The following is a 19,214-nucleotide window of genomic DNA, read 5'->3' as shown; positions in this document are numbered from 1 at the left end:
CATCGCATCCCGACTCCTCGGGTCAAACCGGGGAATTACCCCTCGCCACATCCTAGCCTTTACCTATAACCACCAGGAGACAAACATGCACACCACCTATTTCACCCGCACCGCCATCGCCGCCGTACTGCTGGCCTGCGGCAGCCACGCCGCCCTGGCCGACCAGATGGATGACATCAAGAAGGCCGGCAAGGTCCGCGTGGCCATTGCCATTGGCACGCCGCTGTTCAGCTACGCCGATGCAAACCTGCAGCCCACGGGCTCCGATGTGGACACCGCCACCGAGCTCGCCAAGGACCTGGGCGTGAAGCTGGAAATCGTTGCCATCACCACCGCCGCCCGCATCCCCACGCTGCAAGCCCAGCGCGCCGACCTGGTGATCTCCAGCCTGTCGATCACCGAAGAGCGCGCCAAGGTGGTGGACTTCTCCACGCCCTACTCGGCCATCACCATCATGGTCGGCGCCCCCAAAGACGTGAAGATCGCCAGCTACGCCGACCTGGCCGGCAAACGCATAGGCCTGACCCGTGCCACCACCAACGACGCGCTGACCACCAAAGAAGCCAAGGGCGCAGAAATCATGCGCTACGAGGACGACGCCACCTTGATCACCTCGGTGGTCACCGGCCAGGTGGATATCTTCTCCAGCACGCCATCGAACATGGGTGAGATCAACAAGCGCGCCGCCGGCAAGAACTTCGAAATGAAGTTCTCGCAGCTCGACTCGGGCCTGGGCATCACCATGAACAAGGGCGAACCCAAACTGAAGGAATGGATCAACGCCTGGGTCAACACCAACCTGCACAACGGCAAGCTGAACACCATCTACAAGAAGTACCATGGCCGCGATCTGCCGGCCAATGTGGTGAAGCCGGTGTGAATCTTGGCGAGACTGCTACTTAATCGATAGCTGCCAGCGCAGGTAGTATCTGCGCTACAACCCGATTCGCCAAAAAATTCATACCAGGGCGTCGGCAAACGCAGGCGCCCTGACGACCGGGAGCATTTGCCGCGCGCATTTCAAAAATGCATCGATAGGCTGATACGCCAAGCGCGGCAACCTGCACTGGGGTGAAGACTGGCGCTAGACACACAGCTACAACAGACCACTGAATCCGCTCTATTCCCACCCAACAGCCCTCAGTTTTCCGCCCCACCACGCGGCACAATCCCCGCATGGCCCGCCCCCGCACCAGCCCCCCCAATCTGCCGCCCGGTGCTGACCGGCGCGACCAGGCTGTGGCCGCCTGGGTCGATGCGCTGCGGCGCCAGGCCGATGCGGCAACTCTGAAAAGCCTGCCGACCCTGGCCGACGAGGATGCAGCGCGGGTCATGGCCTTGCTGCGCATGGACCGCCCACCGGTGGTGGAAACTTCGCAGCCTCCAGCCTCACCGACCGACGGCGTCACCGGCCACTTCCGCCCTCGCCTCACCCTGCAAACCCTGGGCCGCGGTGACGGCCTGCTGGGCCTGAAACCCCAGGGCAAGCTGGGCCCGCGCGGCGACAGCGTGACCCTCGCGCAGTTCGACTGGACGTACCACACCGACAGCGGCGCGCGCTGGCAGACGCCGGCGCCAACCTCCATCCTGAACAACCGGCCGAACGCCGTGCAAGAGCTGTTCGACACTGGCGGCCCGGTGCTGAAGATGCGGCGCGATCTGGCGGCCGAGGCCGATGCCATGGACAGCGTGTGGGACATGGGCTTCGTGCCGCTGGACCCCCACTCGTTCCAATGGCGCAGCCGCGAGCACAGCCCTTTGATGGGCCCGGTCTGGACCTTGCCGCAGGAAGCATTTTTTGGCGACTTCTGGGCCGACCAGGTGCCGCAGCTGCAAGCCCAGGGCTGGTCGGTAGTGGTGAAGCCCGGCTTCGCGCACGAAAGCGTGCCGGTGCAGCGCTGGAAGCTGGTGGTCAACCCCGACACCGGCGAGGTACTGGGCAAGGAGCTGGACAGCCCGCTGGTCAAGCCCGGACGCGGCGTGGAGAAGCTACAACTGCCAGCGCGCGAAGGCGCGTGGCTGCTGAGCCTGGGCATCGAGATTGACGGGGAAACGCTGGACCTGGCGCCCATGCTGGCCGACCTGCTGCGCCGGGACCGCCGCTGGCTGAACGCCGCGCAAATCGCCGCCATCGACGACCTGGCCATCGTCTCGCTGCGCGCACCGGGTGGCCGCCGCATCGACGCGCCGGCCGCACCGCTGAAGGCCATCATCGGCGCCATGGTCGACCTGCTGACCGACCCGCTGCGCGCACAGAACCAGGGTGTTCTGAAGCTGGGTGCCTGGGAGGCCCGGCGCCTGGATGCGCTGCGCGCCAGCCTGCTGGACGTCCACAGAGTCGGCGCGCACAACGCCTGGCAGCTGGAGGGCGATCTGGGCCTGGCCAGCCTGGCGAAACGTCTGCAGGCTCTGGGCGCGCCGCAGCCGGTCGCCGCCCCCGATGGTTTGCAAATACAGCTACGCACCTACCAGCTCGAAGGCCTGGCCTGGCTGCAGTACCTGCGCGCGCACAGCCTGGGCGGCATATTGGCGGACGACATGGGCCTGGGCAAAACCGCGCAGGCGCTGGCCCATGTGCTGACCGAGAAGCAGGCCGGCCGCTTGGACCTGCCGGTGCTGGTTGTGCTGCCCACATCCCTGATCTTCAACTGGCAGGCCGAGGCCCGTCGCATGGCGCCCCGCCTGCGCCTACTGACCTTGCAGGGGCCGGAGCGCGACACGCTGTTTGCCCAGATGCCAGCCCACGACCTGGTGCTGACCACCTACCCGCTGCTATGGCGCGACATGGATGCGCTGGCGGCCCAGCGCTTCCACCTGGTAATCCTCGACGAGGCGCAGATGGTGAAGAACGCCGGCAGCCGCAGCGCCCGCGCGCTGCGCCGCCTGCAGACCCGGCACAGCCTGTGCCTGACCGGCACGCCAATGGAGAACCATCTGGGCGAACTGTGGGCGCAGTTCGACTGGCTGATGCCGGGCTTTCTGGGCGACGCGCGCCACTTCGCCGCGCGCTGGCGCAAGCCCATCGAAGAGAACGGCGAGACCCTGCGCGCTGCCCTGCTGGCCCAGCGCGTGCGGCCCTTCATCCTGCGCCGACGCAAACAAGACGTGGCCAGCGAGCTGCCGCCGCGCACCGAAGTCATCAAGCGCGTGCAGCTACAAGGCCAGCAGCGCGAGCTCTACGAAGGCGTGCGCGCCGCCGCCGACGTACAGGTGCGCCGCGTGCTGCAGCGCCAGAGCTTCAATGGCGCGCAAATCAGCATCCTGGACGCGCTGCTCAAGCTGCGCCAGGTCTGTTGCGACCCGCACCTCGTCAAGGGACCCAAGCCGGCAAAAACCATGGAGCGCGCCAAGCTGGAGCTGCTGGCCGACATGCTGCCCGAGCTGGTGGCCGAGGGCCGGCGCGTGCTGGTGTTCTCGCAGTTCACCGAGCTGCTGGAGCTGGTGGCCGAGCAGTTGCATACGCTGGAGCTGCCGTTCCTCAGCCTGACCGGCAAGACCCTGCCCAAAGAGCGCGGCAGCCTGGTGCAGCGCTTCCAGGCCCAGCAAGTGCCGGTGCTGCTGCTCAGCCTGAAGGCCGGCGGCGTCGGCCTAAACCTGACCGCCGCCGACACCGTGATCCACATGGATCCGTGGTGGAACCCGGCGGTGGAAGAACAGGCCACGGCACGCGCCCACCGCATCGGCCAGGACCAGCCGGTGTTCGTCTACAAGCTGGTGGTCGAGGGCAGCATCGAGGAACGCATGCTGGAACTGCAGGCGCGCAAACTGGCGCTGGCCGACAGCGTGCTAGGCCACGACGCGGCCGGTGCGCTGAAATTTGACCAAGCCGATCTGGATGCGCTGCTGGCCCCACTGGGCGCCCTGACCGCGGGCTCGCAAACGCCCGAGGAAGCCGCGCGGCGCTGGGGCCGCACCGGTAGCCGGGCTGGCACATAAGCTATCGAATATATAGCATTTAGCGCAGCAGGCATAAGCGCCAGAGCCGTATTTCTTATAAATCTGCGGGAGCGGATTCCCAGGCCAGGTTCAAGGGCATGTCGGCCGCCAGCGCGGGCCGGGCGAACAGATAGCCCTGGCCGTAGTCGCAGCCCGCAGCGGCCAGCAGGTCGCACTGCTCCTGCGTTTCCACGCCCTCGGCTACCACCTTCAGGCCCAGGGTGTGGGCCATCACGATGATCACATTGCACAAGGCCATGTCGTCCGAGTCGGCGGTCAGGTTGCGCACAAAGGCCTGGTCGATCTTCAGCACGTCGATGTCGAACTTCTTCAGGTAGGACAGCGAGGAATAGCCGGTGCCGAAGTCGTCCAGCGACAGGCCGATGCCGGCCTGGCGGAAGCCGCGCAGCTGCTCGGTGACATTGCCGCCAGCGTCCATTAGCAGGCCTTCGGTGATCTCGATCAGCACCGCCTGGCCCGGCAGGCCGGCGGCAGACAGCTGGGCCAGCCAGGTGGCCTGGTTGATGCCCTCGTTGCGGAACTGCACCGGCGACACATTCACGCTGACCTGGAAGTCCGGGTGGTGGGTCTTGCGCCACTGCGTGACCTGCTTGACCGCCTGCTGGAACACCCAGTTGCCGATGTCGACAATCATGCCGGTCTCTTCGGCCACCGGCACAAAATCAGCCGGGCTGACCATGCCGTCGACTGGATGGCGCCAGCGCACCAGGGCCTCGGCCTTGCGGATCTGGCCGGTCTTCAGGTCGACGATGGGCTGGTAGAACACGCTGAACTGGTGTTCGGCAATCGCCACCCGCAAGTCGTTGATCAGGCGCATGCGCTTTTGCGCCACGTCCTGCATGGACGGAGTGAACACGCTGTAGCGGTTGCGGCCCTGGCTCTTGGCCGCGTACATGGCCTGGTCGGCGTTCTTCAGCAAAGCCTCGACCCCGGTGGCGTCCTGGGGGTAGAAGGTGATGCCGGCGCTGGTCGAAATATGCACCTGCTGGCCGGCCAGCACAAATGGCTCGGCCAGGCGCCGCAAGGCCTCTTGCACGATCTGGTGCACATCGGCGATGTCGGCCAGGCCGCTGAGGATCAGGGTGAACTCGTCGCCGCCCAGGCGGGCCACCAGGTCGTTCTGGCGCACGCCCACGCGCAGGCGGCGCGCCGCTTCCTGCAGCAGCAGGTCGCCCATTTCATGGCCCAGGGTGTCGTTGACTTCCTTGAACAGGTCGAGGTCGAAGAACACCAGGGCCAGCGAGCGCGACTCGCGCGCGGCCGCCGCCATGTCCTGCTCCAGCCGGGTCTGGAACATATGCCGGTTCGGCAGGCCGGTCAGGCGGTCGAAGTTGGCCTGGTTCCAGATCATTTCGGCCGAACGCTTGCGCTCGGTGATGTCTTCCAGCACCAGGATGAACAGCTGCTCGGTGCCCAGGTCGACCATGCGGCCCGAGACTTCGCAGAGGATGGCATCGGCGCGTTCCGCGGGCAGCAGGGCCAGCGCGCCTTCGGCCACCGCGTTGCGGCGCCGATCCTGCAGCGTCGCACCGCAGCGCAACCAGGCTTCGAAGCCCTTGATATGGCCGCTGCGCTCTATCACCGACAGCACATCGGTCTGGTCCTGCGGCCGGCACCACAGCTGGGTTTGGCTGGCGCCGAGCAGGTCATCGCGCAACAGCCCGAACTGGTGCAGGCCGGCATCGTTGATGTCGACGATGGGGTAGCCAGGGGCATTGCGCGACACCGTCATCGCCAGCGGCGAGGCATGGAAGATGGCCTTGAACTTGGCCTGGGTAAAACGCAAGGCCTGCTCGGCGCGCAGGCGGTCGTTGAGTTCGTGCTGCAGATCGGAGTTCTTGGTGTCGCGCTCGGCGATCAGGCCACCCAGCGACTCGCGCATCTGGTCCAGGCTGTGCGCCAGGCTGCCAATCTCGTCGCGGCGGTGCCAGGCCAGCGGCTGGTTCAGCTCGCCGCGGGCCAGCCGGGAGGTGGCCAGCTGCAGCACCGACAAGGGGCGGATCACCCGCCGTTCGACCAACAACAGCACCAGCGCGAACGAAATCACCACCTGGGCCAGCAAGGCCAGGCCCAGCTGGGTGAAGTCGGCCCACAACTGGCGCTCGATACGGTCGGTGCTGAGCTCCACCTGCACCTGCCCGATGCGCTTCTTCTCCATCAGGATGTCGCTCTGCTGGCTCAACACCAGGCCGTGGCGGCGCGCGCCGTCCTCGCCCGACACAAAGGTGTTGCCAAATTCGTCGTGGATGGTCACCGCCACCACATCGGGGTTGCGCATCACCGAGTCGATCAATTGGCTGGCCACCGCCTTGTCCACGTTCCAGATCGGCATGGCCAGCGCACTGGACAGCAACTGGGTGTACTGCGACATGGGCTCGCGGATGCGCAGGGAAAGCTCGCGTGCATAGCGGTCCTTCAGCACCAGACTGCCGAACACCAACGCAGGTACCAGGATGCCGAGCGCAACGCCCAGCGTCATGATTCTTCTAAGGGCTAACTTGGGCACGCGTTCCTTTGTCGAGGGTAACTGGCGGGCACAAGCTGGCCGCTGCGGCGGCTGAGGCTAAAAGGTCTGCAAAGCAGGGCCGATCCAATGCCCCGCTGCGGTTATTTAGTGCGCCAGAGCTGGATATTCGCATCGACCATTTTCTTCATGACATTCAGACGCGCCAACTTGTACATGGCCTTGGACAACGCAGCCCGCAGCTCGGGCGTGTTGCACGGCGACTTATGCGACAGCGTCAGATACAGGCTTTCGTTGCTGACCGAAGGATTCACCGGCGCCAAGCCGGTAATCGCCAGCTTGGCGATATAGGCCAAGGCCGGGTCTTCTTCGTAGATCAGGTAATCCACCCGCCCCAGCTGTAGTATCTTGAAAGCCTGCTCCAGGCTGGGCACGGTATTGATCTTCAGCGAACTCTTGGCGTAGCGGTCGAAACCCTCGCCAAAGCTGTTGTTGATGACGGTCAGGCCGACCAGGCCCTTCAGGTCCGACCACTGCTGGTATTTGAGCGGCGCTTCCTGCCGACCCCAGAGCACCGAGCGGGTTTCGCGGAACGCCGGGTACACATAGTCCATGTAATCCAGCCGGTCCACGGTAAAAAAGGCGCCGGCAATCAGGTCGATGCGCCCCAGCTTCGCCTCTTCCTGCACCCGTGCCCAGGAACCCACATAGCGCACGTCGATAGGAATGCCGACTTCTTTGGACACCATCTGCATCAGGTCGGCATTCGCCCCCAACATACGGCTGCCATCGGCCGCCTCGCGCCAAAGATACGGCGGATATTCGGGGTTCCCGGTGGCTACCAGTTGCTTGCAGGACTCGGCCGCCCACACCACACCAGCCACGCAAGCGAGTCCGGCCAGCACGGCCGTCCGGAGAAAACTCCGGTGCCGCAAGCCTGTGTGTAATGAATGGATGCCCATGAACGCCCTTTAGACTCGCAAAATTGGAAGCAGTCTAGCGCTAATAACCCACCGCCAATGTCTTGAATTGAGGGGAATTACAAGCATATTGTCCGGAATCGCTTGGCAGCCGCTGCCACGCCCCATTTATATCCGAATCCCCCGTTTACGCGGCCACTCGCGCGGCTCGCTCAGCGAGCCCATCATCAAGCATCTTGCGTGCCTGTAACCGTGCCGCACAAAATAAAAAAGCCCAGACCCCGCAGGAGCCCGGGCTTTTGCCGTGCCGCGCCGGCTATGTGTCTGCCTAGGCGGCCTGTGCCCCGGCCACCATGCCGGCCACCATATCGGCGGTCACGGCCGACAGGGTCAGACCCAGGTGCCCATGGCCGGTGTTGTAGAACACGCCGGGCAGCTTGCCCGGGCCGACACGGGGCAGCATATTCGGCATCATCGGGCGCAGCCCGGCCCAGGGGATGACGCTCTCGGTGCGTACACCGGGAAAGCATTGCTGCACCCATTCGACCAGCGGGCGGATGCGGTCAGCCCGGATATCGCGGTTGTAGCCGTTGAATTCCGCTGTGCCGGCGACCCGGAAACGGTCCAGGCCCAGGCGGCTGGTCACTAGCTTGGTGCCATCGTCCAGCAGGCTGACCATGGGCGCAGCCGCCTGGCTTTGCGCATCGTCGAGGTTGACAGTGATCGAATAGCCCTTGACCGGGTAGATATTGACACGGTCGCCCAGCTGGGCGGCGATGCCGCGGCTGGCCGTGCCCGCACACACCACCAGCCCATCGAACACCTGGGTTTGCTGGTCGGCTCCATCCTGGGAGGTGATGCGGACCTGCTTGCCATCGCTGCTGACGGCAGAGATCTCTTGCCCGTACTGGGTTTTCACGCCCCGGCGTTCGGCCGCCACGGCCATGCCGGTACTGAACTTGTGGATGTCGCCGGTGGTGTCGCTCTCGGTGAAATAGCCGCCGTAGTAGCTGCCGGCCAGGGTCGGCTCGATGGCGCGCATCTCCTGCGGCGTGACCGCGCGGCGCTCCAACCCACCCTGGGCCAGCAGTTTCGACACTTTGCCCGCCTGGTCAAAACCGGCCTTGTCGCGGTAGATATGCAGAATGCCTTCGCGCTTGTGGTCGAAGTCCAGGCCCTCCTCGTCGGCCCAGGCATACAGGTGCTCGCGCGCGGCGATGGCCAGGCGGGTGGTTTCCACCGTGTTTTTCTCGTAATGCGGTATGGCGGCCATGAATTCGGCAAACCAGGCCATCTTGTGCCAACTGGGCTTGGGGTTGACCAGCAGCGGCGCGTCGCTCTTCAGCATCCACTTCAGGCCTTTGAGCACCGTGGACCAGTGGTTCCACACCTCGGCGTTGGAGACCGAGAATTGCCCGCCATTGGCAAACGAGGTTTCCATCGCCGCATAGCGGTGTTTTTCAAACAAGGTGACGGCAAAACCGCGTTTTGCCAAAGCGTAGGCCGTGGTCACGCCCGTGATACCGCCGCCTATAACGGCAAAATGACCAGCTAAATTTTTCATGATGAAGGTTCCAAAACGTCAACAGGGGGATAGCAACAAACATGCGCGGCTATCGCCCCCTCTGTTTTGGACCTGAGAGATTCGCGGCTGGTCGTTCTTTTGAACTGCCAAGCCGCTTGCTCCTGCGGTGAGCCGGGTGACGAAACCCAGCTGCTCTTCAGATGTGTGTGGTGTGGATACCGGTCCTTTTGCCTGAAAGTTTCCGGGGCGGTTGCTCCTTCGGCGCTGATTTCTTGCCGCAATGGCAAGGGGAGCAGTCTCTCCCGGTATCTCCGCAAATTATCGCACCGGTGTCAAAGCACTTTCACCGCGCGGCCTATGAACTGGATCGGGCCGGTGGGTTTATGGGTGGGTGAGCCATTGATCGGCTCCAGGGTCAGCTCGAACAGCTGGTTGGGCTGCAACGGCGGCAATTTATCCAGCGGAATCTGCACGGTCTGGCCGGATTTGACCAGGCCCAGCGACACCGGCCCGTTCCAACCATCTGCCTTGGTCCAGAACTGCAGCGACTTCTCGGCCGGCACCTCGACCTGGCCCAGCGGGATCAGGCTCAGCTGCTGCGGATTGCTGGCCTGGACCACCCAGCCCGGCGCCTTGTCCTGCGGCGCCACCAGCACCACCAGGTACTGCGGGCTGGCCGGCAGCACGCCCTGGCGCGTCACCAGCACCGAGGCCATGATGGCCGCGGCAGCAAAACCGGCGCCGGCCAGGCCGCGCCACAGGTCCAGGCTGTTCCACCAGCCGGGTTGGGCCGCGGGCAGCGGCCGCCGGCGGGGCGCCATCGCGTGGTCTACGCTGTTTTCAATGCGTTGCCATAGCTGGGCTGACGGCTCTACCGGTTCGGCCAGGGCGGTCAGGGGCAATAGCCGCGCCTCCCAGCCCTGCACCGCGGCGCGCAAATCGGCATCGTGGGCCAGGCGCTGCTCTACCTCGCGCCGGCGCACGGCCGACAAGGTGCCGAGCACGTATTCGGCGGCCAGATCCTGGCTGTCTTGCGGCGCGCTCATGCCATGCACTCCTTCAGGCTGCCCATGCCGCGCCTGATCCAGGCCTTGACGGTGCCCAGCGGCGTGCGCGTGCGTTCGGCGATTTCGCCATGCGAGCAGCCATCGACATAGGCATACAGGATGCAGTTGCGCCGCGCCGGCTCCAGCCGGGCCAGGCAGTCGTTCAGCCTGCCCAGGCTCATATTCAGCTCGAAGGCATCGGCCACCTCGGCGTGGGCGGCGATGGAGTGTTCGGCGTCCAGCGCCTCGGCGGTTTCCTCGTCGACCGACACCTCGCGGCCCTGGCTGCGCACCGCATTCAGCGCCTGGTGCCGCACCACGCTGTAGATCCAGCCGCGGCCCGCCCCCCGCTGGGGGTCGAAGCTGGCGGCCTGGGTCCAGATCTTCATGAATGCGTCGTGCACCACGTCCTCCGCCTGCTGGCGTTGCCGCACGATGCGCAGCGCCACCCCCAGCAGATGGCGGCTCTCCTGGCGGTAGATGTCCTGCAGCGCCTGGCGGTCGCCGCTGGCACAGGCCTGCAGGGCGCGTTCGTAGTCGAAGTCATCGGTAGCAGTCGTCACAGGGCGGCCATCGGCTGGGTCATGCATAGAACCCCATGTTAGCTGCCACGCAGGCTACCAATGCTGCAGGGCTCAGGCGGCTTTCCAGAAGATGTAGTCGGCCTGGTACTTGACGATTTCCTTGGCGCCCTTGTTGGCCGGGCTGCAGGCGCTGGCCGGTGCCACGCCGCCCCTGGTCGCCACACGCTGGATGTGCGTCACGCCGGCCATCGCGCCCATGCCCACGGCCGGATTCGCCTTGACCAACTGGTAAGGGATGTTGCCAGCGCCGGCCGGCGCGACGGCCAGCTGGGTGGCCGTCAGCTTGGAGCCGTCCAGGGATTCCCAGGTGGCCGGCGGGCCGTAGTACTTGCCGACCTGCTTGCCGCTGCGGTCGTTCAGCGCGGCATTCGGGCCGACGAACACCCATTCGGTCATGCCCGGGGCATTCGCCTTGTCGCGGCATTCGTAGGTGATCTCGCCCACGCCCACGGTTTCCATGGCCACCTTGTTGCCCATGGGCACTTTGACGGCCTCGGGCAGGCTGTCCTGGCTGAACATGGGCTGCGTGGGTTTCATGGAGCCGCAGGCACTCAGGACGGCAGCAGCGGAAACGACAGCAAGCAGGGAAAGAGGTTTGATCGACATGGATGTGCTCCAAAAAAGGTTTAGCGGATAAAGACAACAGGCAGCTTTGTGCGCTGCTACAGGTACTACCCGCCAGAACCGGTTTTGGATGCGCTCCAACGCAAATATTTTGATGCGCAGCCAGAAGATTTATAAAAACCGCTATCTATTCAATAGCTGCTAGCGCAGATTAAATAAGCGCCAGCAGTCTATTTCATTCAAGATTCTCGCCATCATTTCGATAGCATTACCCCCATAGCGCAGGCGACGGCGGCTGGATCACCCCCCGGTCGTACTGCAGCGGCACCGCGCGGTCCTGTTGCTGCAGCAAAGGGCCGTCCAGGTCCACGTAACTGCAGCTTTGCGCGAGCAGAAACGCCGGCGCCATGGCCAGCGAGCTGCCGCACATATTGCCGACCATCAACCCCAGGCCGAGTCGGCGGGCCTCGGCCGCCAGGGCCAGCGCCTCGGTGAGGCCGCCGCATTTGTCCAGCTTGATGTTGACGAACTGGTAGCGCCCAACCAGGGCCGGCAGCGAAGCCCGGTCGGTGCAGGACTCATCGGCGGCCAACGGTATCGGCAGCTGCAGGCCGTCCAGCGCGGCGTCCAGGCCGCGGGCCAGCGGCTGCTCGACCAGCTCGACGCCCATCTCAGCCAGTTGCGGCAGCAGCTCGCGCAGCAACGCCGGTGACCAGGCCTGGTTCGCGTCAACCACCAGGCGTGCGCCCGGGTGTTCCTCGCGCACCCAGCGCACCACGTCCAGATGGCGCTGGGCGTCGACCTTGAGCTTGAGCAACGGGTAGTGGCGGGCCGCGCGGGCCTTGCGGCGTGTCGTGGCCTCGTCGCCCAGGCCGATGGTGAAGGCGGTGGTCACCGGCTGCAAAGCCGGCAGGCCGGCAGCCTGCCACACCGGCGTGCCGCTCTGCTTGGCGCGCAGGTCCCACAGCGCGCAGTCCAGCGCATTGCGCGCGCCACCAGCCGGCAGCCAATCCAGCAGCTCGGTGCCGCCCAGGCCGTCATGCAGGCGCGGCAGCAGCGCGGCGATCTGCGCGGCCATGCGGGCCGGGGTCTCGCCGTCGTAGTCGACCCCGGCGGCTTCGGCCTGGCCGCTGTGGCCGGCCGCATCGGTCAAGGTCAGCAGCAGCACCGCCTGGTCGGTGATGGTCTCGCGGGCGATCTCGAAGGGCTCGTGCAAAGCCCAGCTCTCGGTGCGGGTCTGGCAGCGGATCATGCTTGCAGCAAGGCTTTGGCAATCGCGTCGACGCCGCCGCGCATCGGGTCGACCACCGGCAGTTGCAGCTGGCTGCGCAGACGGCTGGCGTAGGCATCCCATTCGACATCCGACAGGCTGGACGAGTTGATGCTGATGCCGACGCAGCGCACCGCCGGGTTGGTCAGGCGGCCGGCTTCCACATAGCGGTCAATGGCCACCTGCAGATCGGGAATCGGATAGCCGGGATAGCCCTCTATGGTCTGGCGCGCCGGGTCGTGGCACAGCACCAGCGCATCGGGCTGCGAGCCGTGCAGCAGGCCCAGGGTCACGCCCGCGTAAGCCGGGTGGAACAAGGCGCCCTGCCCTTCGATCACATCCCAGTGGCCGGGCGCGTTGTCGGGCGACAGCTGCTCGGCCGCGCCGGCCACGAAGTCGGAGATCACCGCGTCGATGGCCACGCCTTCGCCGGCGATCATCACGCCGGTCTGGCCGGTGGCGCGGAAGGTGGCGGCCGCGCCCTGCTTTTGCAGCGCCTGGGCCAGGGCCAGGGCTGTGTACTTCTTGCCCAGCGCGCAGTCGGTGCCGACGGTCAGCACCCGTTGGCCACTGCGCTTGCGGCCGCTGCCGGCGGGAAATGTCTGGTCGGAATGCCGCACATCAATAAGACGCGCGCCGCTGCGCTGCGCCGCCTGCACCAGGCGAGGGAACGCGCTGAGCCGCGAATGCTGGCCGCTGACGATGTCCAGGCCCGCGTCCAGCGCGGCCTCCAGCTCGGCCAGCCAGTGTTCAGGCAGCGCACCGCCGACGGCGGCCACGCCGACCACCAGCGATCCCGCACCCTGCTGCGCGGCCTGCTGCGGCGACAAGCGGGGCAGGCCCAGGCTGACTGTGGCGGCCGGCAGGCTCCATTCGCCGAGCACGGCGTCGGCACACCAGTCGCGCAGGCCGAAGGCGGTTTTGGCGTCGGACTTCAGCGTGACATCGCCCAGAAACAAGAGATAAGGTTTACGTAGTTGGTGCATTTTTTCTCAAGGGTTCAAACGGCCTGTCATCGCACAGCCGGTCGCGCGCCAAAGGCTTTGGCGGGGGCAAGCGTAAGCCCGTTCCAGGCCCCCAACACGGCCGTCCGCACCCGGCTACACCCAGCGGGATAGGCGGCAGACCACCACCGCGCCACGCCGCCCAGCCGCCCTATCCCCCTGGGGGTAGAGGCCGTCCTGAGCCGGGTAAAGCGCCGTATTCTTGCGCCGCGCTCCCACCGCAACCACCGCTTTATCCCGCGCCGATCCGGCGCCCCAACCTGCAGGAAACACCGATGAAACTCCACTACGTACTCGCCATGGCCGGCCTGGTGCTGGGCCTCTCCGTCCAGGCGGCCGAGCAGAAAGACCTGCGTATCGGCACCGATGCCACCTACGAACCCTTCGAGTACAAAGCCCCCGACGGCAAGCTGGTGGGCTTCGAGATCGAACTGGGCCAGGCGATCTGCGCCGAGATGAAGCGCCGCTGCGTGTTTGTCGAGTCGCCCTGGGACGCCATCGTGCCGTCCCTGCTGGCGCGCAAGTTCGACATGATCATGTCAGGCATGACGGTGACCGACGAGCGCCGCAAGACCGTGGCCTTCAGCGACAAGATCACCGACATCCCCTACCGCGTGATCATCAAGCGCGGCAGCGGCCTGGACGGTTCGCCGGCCGCGCTGAAGGGCAAGAAGGTCGGCGTGCTGAAAGGCTCGACCGAGGCCGACTACGCTGAAAAATACTACGCCAAGGCGGGCGCCACCATCCAGCGCTACGAGTCCACCCAGGACTCGTACCTGGACATCGCCTCGGGCCGGCTCGATGCCATCATCGGCAACCTGGTGGAGATGAAGATGGGCTTTCTGGCCAAGCCCGAGGGCAAGCCCTTCGAATTCGCCAGCTACGAGCTGAAAGACCCGGCGGTTCTGGGCTACGGCACCGGCGTGGCCATGCGCAAGAACGACGCCAAGCTGAAGGCCGACTTCAATACCGCGCTGAAGGCCGTGCACGCCAACGGCAGCTACAAGAAGATCGCCGACAAGTACTTCGATTTCGACGTCTACGGCAAGTAGACGCTAGCCCTGTGCCGGCCCGGCCTCCAGCAGCGTCTTGCGCCTGCTGGAGGCCGGCGCGCTTTGGTAGACCGCCAATGGGTCCAGCGCCGCATCCGGCTCGGCAAACGGGATGCAGTGGATAAACAGCGAAAACAGCTCGGCCTGCGAGCCTATGTCCAATTTACGGTGGATGTTCTTGCGGTGGATCTTGATCGTACCCTCGGTGGTCTTCAGGCGCTCGGCCGTCAGCGCCGACGAATAGCCGCTGATCATGTAGAACAGCACCTGGCGCTCGCGCTGGGTCAGCAGCGAGCTGGCGAAGTTCTCCACTGTGCTCTGCACCTTACGGTGCGTCAGCTTGTCGCTGTCACGCTCGGCGGCCGCGGCGGTCAGCGCGTAATGCCTGGCGGTGGCCGACAGGATGATGGGCGCCAGCGTGCGGATGGCCAGCAGATCGGTGGCCTGGAACTTCGCATGGCGGATGCTGCGCTCGACGAAGATGTTCAGCGCCGTGTCCTCGTTGATGCGCCACAGCAGGTCTACTGAATCCGACAGGCCGATCTGCGAATAGAACACCCGGTAGTACTCGCTGTCGTAGAAGTCGTCGGGCGCAATATCGCGCAGCCAGTACACGCCGCTGGGGCAGCCCTGCAGGAACAGCTGGTAGTTCGGGTCCAGCACATAGGGGCCGGACAGGAACGCGTCCTCGGGCAGGCTGCGCTCCTGCGGGTTGAAGCGGTGCAGGATGCGGCGCGGCTGCTGGTGCCGGTGGAACACCATGGCGCCGCCCGAATCCACGCCGCAGACCGCGCCCAGCAGGTTCAGCACCGTGTCGAACCAGTCGGGGCTGCCAATCGACTCGACCATCTGGGCCAGCGCGCCGGCCAGCGCCGTGTCCAGCGGTAAACAGAGTCGGGTGGAGGTGTATGCGTCGTCCATCCCGTTAGTGTGGCAGAACGGGCAATGCTACTCTATTGATAGCAGATTGCGCTGGTGGAATCTGCGCTGCAGCCCGATTTCTTATAAATTTCAGCTCACAGACGCCACCGCGCTATGCTGGCCGTGCACCGACACCGGCAGCTCGCCGTGCACGGTGACGCGGCGCACCACGCGGTGCTGGTCGTCATAGTCGTTGATCGCGTAGTGCTGGGTTGCGCGGTTGTCCCAGATCGCCACATCGCCCTCGGCCCAATGCCAGCGCACGGTGTTCTCCAGCCGCGTGATGTGGTGCTGGAAGATCTCGAACAGGCGCTGCGAGTCGTGCGTGTTGTAGCCCACAAAGCGCTTCAGGAAGTGCCCGGCCACCAGGCTGCGTTCGCCGGTTTCGGGGTGTACGCGCACCAGCGGATGGCGGGCCTCGATCAGGCGCGAGGTAAACACTTCGCGGTAATGCTTGGCGCCGTGCGCATCCACTTCGACGCGGGTGGCGGCGTAGTCGTAGTCGTTGCCGTGCACCGCCCACAGGGTGTCGGCCAGGGCCTTCAGCTCGGTCGGCAACTGCTTGTAGGCCTCGGCGGTATTCGCCCACACCGTGTCGCCGCCCTGCTGCGGAATGGTCAGGGCGCGCAGCACCGACACCTTGGGATAGGCGGCCTCGAAGGTCACGTCGGTATGCCAGGAATTGGCCCGGCCGCCGTGGTTCGAGTCCAGCTCCAGAATCTCGGTGCCGCTGCGCGAGGGCACGGTGGGGTGCGGCACGATGCTGCCCCAGCGCCCGGCAAACAGCTGGTGCTCGGCATCGTCCAGATGCTGCTGGCCGCGGAAGAACAGCACCTTGTGCTGCAGCAGCGCCTGGTGGACGGCGGCAAAGGTTTCGGGCGCCAGCTGGCCCGACAGGCGTACGCCCTGCACCTGGGCGCCAATCCGCCCGGCCAGCGGGTGGATGTCGAGTGCGGGAACGACTTCAGCGTGGGGAGCGTTGAGAACAGCAGACATGCAATTTCCTTTGGAGTGACGGTGGTTAAGAAAACACCTGTCCATGCTAGGAAGCCCGGCGCCGAAACCAAAGCACGAAATCCGCATGTGCATCTGCGCCGCAGAGTTGCGCATAAGCATGGTCGGTTTCCTTCGTTGGCACCCAGGCCCTGCCGGCCTACGCTGCGGCTCCAAGACCAATACACGAGGGAAATGCATGCGAACCGTTTTCAAGCTATTCAGCACCCTGGCCGTGGCCCTAGGGTTGTCGGGCCAGGCCCTGGCCCAAGAGACCCTGGAGGTCACCGATATCCGCTACCAAGGCTCGGCCGGCCAGGTGGTCTGGATCGAGCTGGCCGAGAGCCTGGGCTATCTGGCACCGCTGAAAGCCAAGTGGGTGGGCAACACCATCAGCGGCCCGCAGGACGTGCAGGCCGTGGTCACCGGCGACATCGACATCGGCGGCGCCTTCAACGGCGCGCTGGTCAAGCTGCTGGCCAAGAAGGCGCCGGTGAAAGCCGTGCTCGGCTACTACGGCGTGGACGACAACACCTGGACCGGCTACTACGTGAAGAGCGACAGCCCGATCAAGAGCGCCCGCGACATGATCGGCAAGAAGGTGGCGGTGAACACCCTGGGCGCGCACCACGAGTTCATGGTGCACGAATACCTGGAACGCAACAAGGTCAGCGACGCAGAAGCCAAGCAGGTCACGCTGGTGGTGATTCCGCCAGTCAGCGGCGAGCAGGCACTGCGGCAAAACCAGGTGGAAGTCACCACACTGGGCGGCATCCTGCGCGACAAGGCGCTGGAGCGCGGTGGCATCCGCCCGCTGTTCACTGACCAAGAGCTGTTCGGCCACTTCACCGCCGGCTCGCTGGTGGTGCGTAACAAGTTCCTGGAGCAAAACCCCAAGGCCTCCAAGCACCTGGTCAGCGCACTGGCCCGCTCCATCGAATGGGCGCGCAAGACGCCGCCGGCCGAGGTGCGCGCCACCTTCGAGAAGATCATCAAAACCCGTGGCCGGGCCGAAAGCGCCGACGCCATCCAGTACTGGAAGAGCACCGGCGTACCGTCCATCGGCGGCGTGATCCAGGACAAGGAACTCCAGGTATGGATCGACTGGCTGGTGAAGGACGAGCTGCTCAAGCCCGGCCAGGTCAAAGCCGCCGACCTGTACACCAACGCCTTCAACCCCTATGCCGGTGGCGCCAAGGTGGCCGCCCAATGAGCACGCCCAAGATCCGCTTTGAACATGTGCGCAAGGAGTTCACGGTGCGCGCCGAAGATGGCGGCCCGGACCAGCGCTTTGTGGCGATGGACGATGTCACGCTGGACGTGCAGGCCGGCGAATTCCTGGTGCTGGTCGGGCCCAGCGGCTGCGGCAAGTCCACACTGCTGGACCTGCTGGCCGGCCTGACCCTGCCCACCAGCGGCCGGGTGCTGATCGACGGCAAGCCGATCACCGGCCCGGCGCGCGACCGCGGCGTGGTGTTCCAGCAGTACGCGCTATTCCCCTGGCTGAGCGCGCTGGACAACGTGGCCTTTGGCCTGGAGATTGCCGGCATCGGCAAGCGCGAGCGCCGGGACAAGGCCGCCGAGTATCTGGACCTGGTGGGCCTGAGCGCCTTTGCGAACCGCTACCCGCACGAGCTGTCGGGCGGCATGAAACAGCGCGTGGCGATCGCCCGCAGCCTGGCCTACGAACCCCAGGTGCTGCTGATGGACGAGCCGTTTGCCGCGCTCGATGCGCAGACCCGCGAGACCCTGCAGGAAGAGCTGGTGGAGATCTGGCAGCGCACCGGCAAGACCATCGTCTTCATCACCCACGGCATCGACGAAGCCGTGGTGCTGGGCCAGCGCGTGGCGGTGATGACATCGCGCCCCGGCCGCATCAAGCAGATTGTGGACATCCCCGAGTCGCTGCGCACCGGCACGCAGGACGTGCGCTCGCTGCCGCTGTTTGGCGCACTGCGCCATGAAATCTGGTCGCTGCTGCACGACGAAGTCGACGCGGCCCGCCAGCAACGCCGCGCCCGCATCGCGGCCCAACCCACCCTGAAGGAAGGTTTGCATGTCTGATATCACCTTGAGCGCCGGCAGCGCGCCGCTGACACTGTCGGCCCCGCCGCGCTGGGCGCGCTTTTTCTGGCAGCTGCGCAATGTGCTGCTGCACTCGGGCCTGGTGCTGGCGCTGGCACTGCTGTGGGAGCTGGTGCCACGGTTTGTGCTGGAAGACTCCACCTTTCTGCCGCCGCTGAGCGAGGTGCTGGCCGCCGGCTGGGCCCTGGCGCAGAACGGCCAGCTGTGGCAGCACACCTCGGCCAGCCTGCAGCGCGTGCTGGGCGGCTATACCCTGGCCGTGCTGTATGCCGTGCCGCTGGGCTTGGCGATTGGCTGGTACCGGCGTTTGGGCCAGGCGCTGAACCCCTTGATCGAGCTCCTGCGCAACACCGCGCCGCTGGCACTGCTGCCGGTGTTCCTGCTGCTGTTGGGGATTGGCGAAGTATCTAAGCTGACCATGGTGGTGTATTCCTGCTCGTGGCCGCTGCTGCTGAACACGATTGCGGCCGTCAAGCAGGTCGACCCGCTGCTGGTCAAGTCGGCGCGCACCATGGGCGCCAGCGCGCAGCAGCTGTTTCTGAAGGTGATCCTGCCGGCCTCGGTGCCGACGATTTTTGTCGGCCTGCGCACGGCCAGCGCATCCGGCATCCTGGTGCTGATCGCCGCCGAGATGGTGGGCGCCAAGTCGGGCCTGGGCTTTTTGGTGATCAACGCCCAATACAGCTTTTTGATCCCCGACATGTACTTCGGCATCATCGCCATCACCTTCATCGGTGTGGTCTTCAACTATGCGATCGAGGTGCTGGAGCGCCGGCTGACGGCCTGGAAGCCAGCCCCCGCCAACGCCTGATCGCCCTCGGATTTCCAA

16 protein-coding genes and 1 riboswitch are annotated in these 19,214 nt (G+C 65.5%); of the genes, 6 read left to right on the top strand and 10 right to left on the bottom strand.

All coding sequences use genetic code 11. The annotated features are described in order from the left end of the window. The first annotated feature begins 85 nt into the window (after nt 1-85). Both J2X19_RS13115 and J2X19_RS13110 read left to right on the top strand, forming a co-directional pair. Complete coding sequence (locus J2X19_RS13115; protein WP_310373719.1) at nt 86-880, top strand: transporter substrate-binding domain-containing protein; 795 nt, start codon at nt 86-88, stop codon at nt 878-880. A gap of 296 nt (nt 881-1,176) precedes the next feature. Beyond that, nucleotides 1,177-3,936, top strand: a complete 2,760-nt coding sequence (locus tag J2X19_RS13110; protein ID WP_310373718.1) for a DEAD/DEAH box helicase — start codon at nt 1,177-1,179, stop codon at nt 3,934-3,936. A gap of 55 nt (nt 3,937-3,991) precedes the next feature. On the opposite strand, the gene J2X19_RS13105 is transcribed toward J2X19_RS13110, so the two are convergent. From J2X19_RS13105 to J2X19_RS13070, 8 genes are all read right to left on the bottom strand, one after another. After that, nucleotides 3,992-6,436, bottom strand: coding sequence for an EAL domain-containing protein (locus J2X19_RS13105; protein WP_116606249.1), 2,445 nt, complete (start codon nt 6,434-6,436; stop codon nt 3,992-3,994). Nucleotides 6,437-6,564: 128 nt separating this feature from the next. Beyond that, a complete protein-coding gene (locus J2X19_RS13100; RefSeq protein ID WP_207776309.1) occupies nt 6,565-7,326 on the bottom strand; it encodes a substrate-binding periplasmic protein in 762 nt (253 codons plus the stop codon). A gap of 343 nt (nt 7,327-7,669) precedes the next feature. After that, nucleotides 7,670-8,905, bottom strand: coding sequence for a D-amino acid dehydrogenase (locus J2X19_RS13095; protein WP_310373712.1), 1,236 nt, complete (start codon nt 8,903-8,905; stop codon nt 7,670-7,672). Nucleotides 8,906-9,075: 170 nt separating this feature from the next. Next, nucleotides 9,076-9,181, bottom strand: a riboswitch (glycine riboswitch). Between the two features lie 17 nt (nt 9,182-9,198). Then, nucleotides 9,199-9,912 carry an anti-sigma factor gene (locus J2X19_RS13090; protein ID WP_310373710.1) on the bottom strand — a complete coding sequence of 238 codons (714 nt, stop codon included), beginning with the start codon at nt 9,910-9,912 and terminating at the stop codon, nt 9,199-9,201. Then, nucleotides 9,909-10,502 (bottom strand): sigma-70 family RNA polymerase sigma factor, encoded by a 594-nt coding sequence (locus J2X19_RS13085; protein WP_405048645.1) that lies wholly within the window; start codon nt 10,500-10,502, stop codon nt 9,909-9,911. The genes J2X19_RS13090 and J2X19_RS13085 overlap by 4 nt, the downstream gene beginning before the upstream one ends. Before the next feature lie 45 nt (nt 10,503-10,547). Then, nucleotides 10,548-11,102 (bottom strand): DUF3455 domain-containing protein, encoded by a 555-nt coding sequence (locus tag J2X19_RS13080; protein WP_310373705.1) that lies wholly within the window; start codon nt 11,100-11,102, stop codon nt 10,548-10,550. Nucleotides 11,103-11,328: 226 nt separating this feature from the next. Next, nucleotides 11,329-12,312: an N-acetyl-D-Glu racemase DgcA gene (gene dgcA, locus J2X19_RS13075; RefSeq protein WP_310373704.1), complete on the bottom strand. Its 984-nt coding sequence runs from the start codon at nt 12,310-12,312 to the stop codon at nt 11,329-11,331. After that, nucleotides 12,309-13,316, bottom strand: a complete 1,008-nt coding sequence (locus J2X19_RS13070; RefSeq protein WP_310373702.1) for an N-acetyltransferase DgcN family protein — start codon at nt 13,314-13,316, stop codon at nt 12,309-12,311. The genes dgcA and J2X19_RS13070 overlap by 4 nt, the downstream gene beginning before the upstream one ends. 293 nt (nt 13,317-13,609) lie before the next feature. Here J2X19_RS13070 and J2X19_RS13065 point away from each other — a divergent pair, with 293 nt between their 5' ends. Beyond that, nucleotides 13,610-14,386, top strand: coding sequence for a transporter substrate-binding domain-containing protein (locus J2X19_RS13065; protein WP_310373700.1), 777 nt, complete (start codon nt 13,610-13,612; stop codon nt 14,384-14,386). Nucleotides 14,387-14,389: 3 nt separating this feature from the next. Here J2X19_RS13065 and J2X19_RS13060 read toward each other — a convergent pair whose 3' ends face one another. After that, nucleotides 14,390-15,307: a helix-turn-helix domain-containing protein gene (locus tag J2X19_RS13060; protein ID WP_310373698.1), complete on the bottom strand. Its 918-nt coding sequence runs from the start codon at nt 15,305-15,307 to the stop codon at nt 14,390-14,392. A gap of 90 nt (nt 15,308-15,397) precedes the next feature. Continuing rightward, nucleotides 15,398-16,303, bottom strand: coding sequence for a TauD/TfdA dioxygenase family protein (locus J2X19_RS13055; protein WP_310373696.1), 906 nt, complete (start codon nt 16,301-16,303; stop codon nt 15,398-15,400). 196 nt (nt 16,304-16,499) lie between these two features. On the opposite strand from J2X19_RS13055, the gene J2X19_RS13050 reads away from it, so the two are divergent. From J2X19_RS13050 to J2X19_RS13040, 3 genes are read left to right on the top strand one after another with little or no spacing between them, the layout of a single operon-like run. After that, nucleotides 16,500-17,513 carry an ABC transporter substrate-binding protein gene (locus J2X19_RS13050; protein WP_310373695.1) on the top strand — a complete coding sequence of 338 codons (1,014 nt, stop codon included), beginning with the start codon at nt 16,500-16,502 and terminating at the stop codon, nt 17,511-17,513. Beyond that, on the top strand, nt 17,510-18,364 hold the full coding sequence (locus J2X19_RS13045; protein ID WP_310373692.1) for an ABC transporter ATP-binding protein: 855 nt from the start codon (nt 17,510-17,512) through the stop codon (nt 18,362-18,364). The genes J2X19_RS13050 and J2X19_RS13045 overlap by 4 nt, the downstream gene beginning before the upstream one ends. Further along, nucleotides 18,357-19,196: an ABC transporter permease gene (locus tag J2X19_RS13040; RefSeq protein WP_310373689.1), complete on the top strand. Its 840-nt coding sequence runs from the start codon at nt 18,357-18,359 to the stop codon at nt 19,194-19,196. Before J2X19_RS13045 ends, J2X19_RS13040 begins: the two co-directional genes overlap by 8 nt. Nucleotides 19,197-19,214: the final 18 nt, after the last annotated feature.

Source organism: Rhodoferax ferrireducens (genome assembly GCF_031458075.1).
Lineage (GTDB): Bacteria > Pseudomonadota > Gammaproteobacteria > Burkholderiales > Burkholderiaceae_C > Rhodoferax_B > Rhodoferax_B ferrireducens_A.
This window is presented reverse-complemented; position numbering and strand designations above follow the sequence as displayed.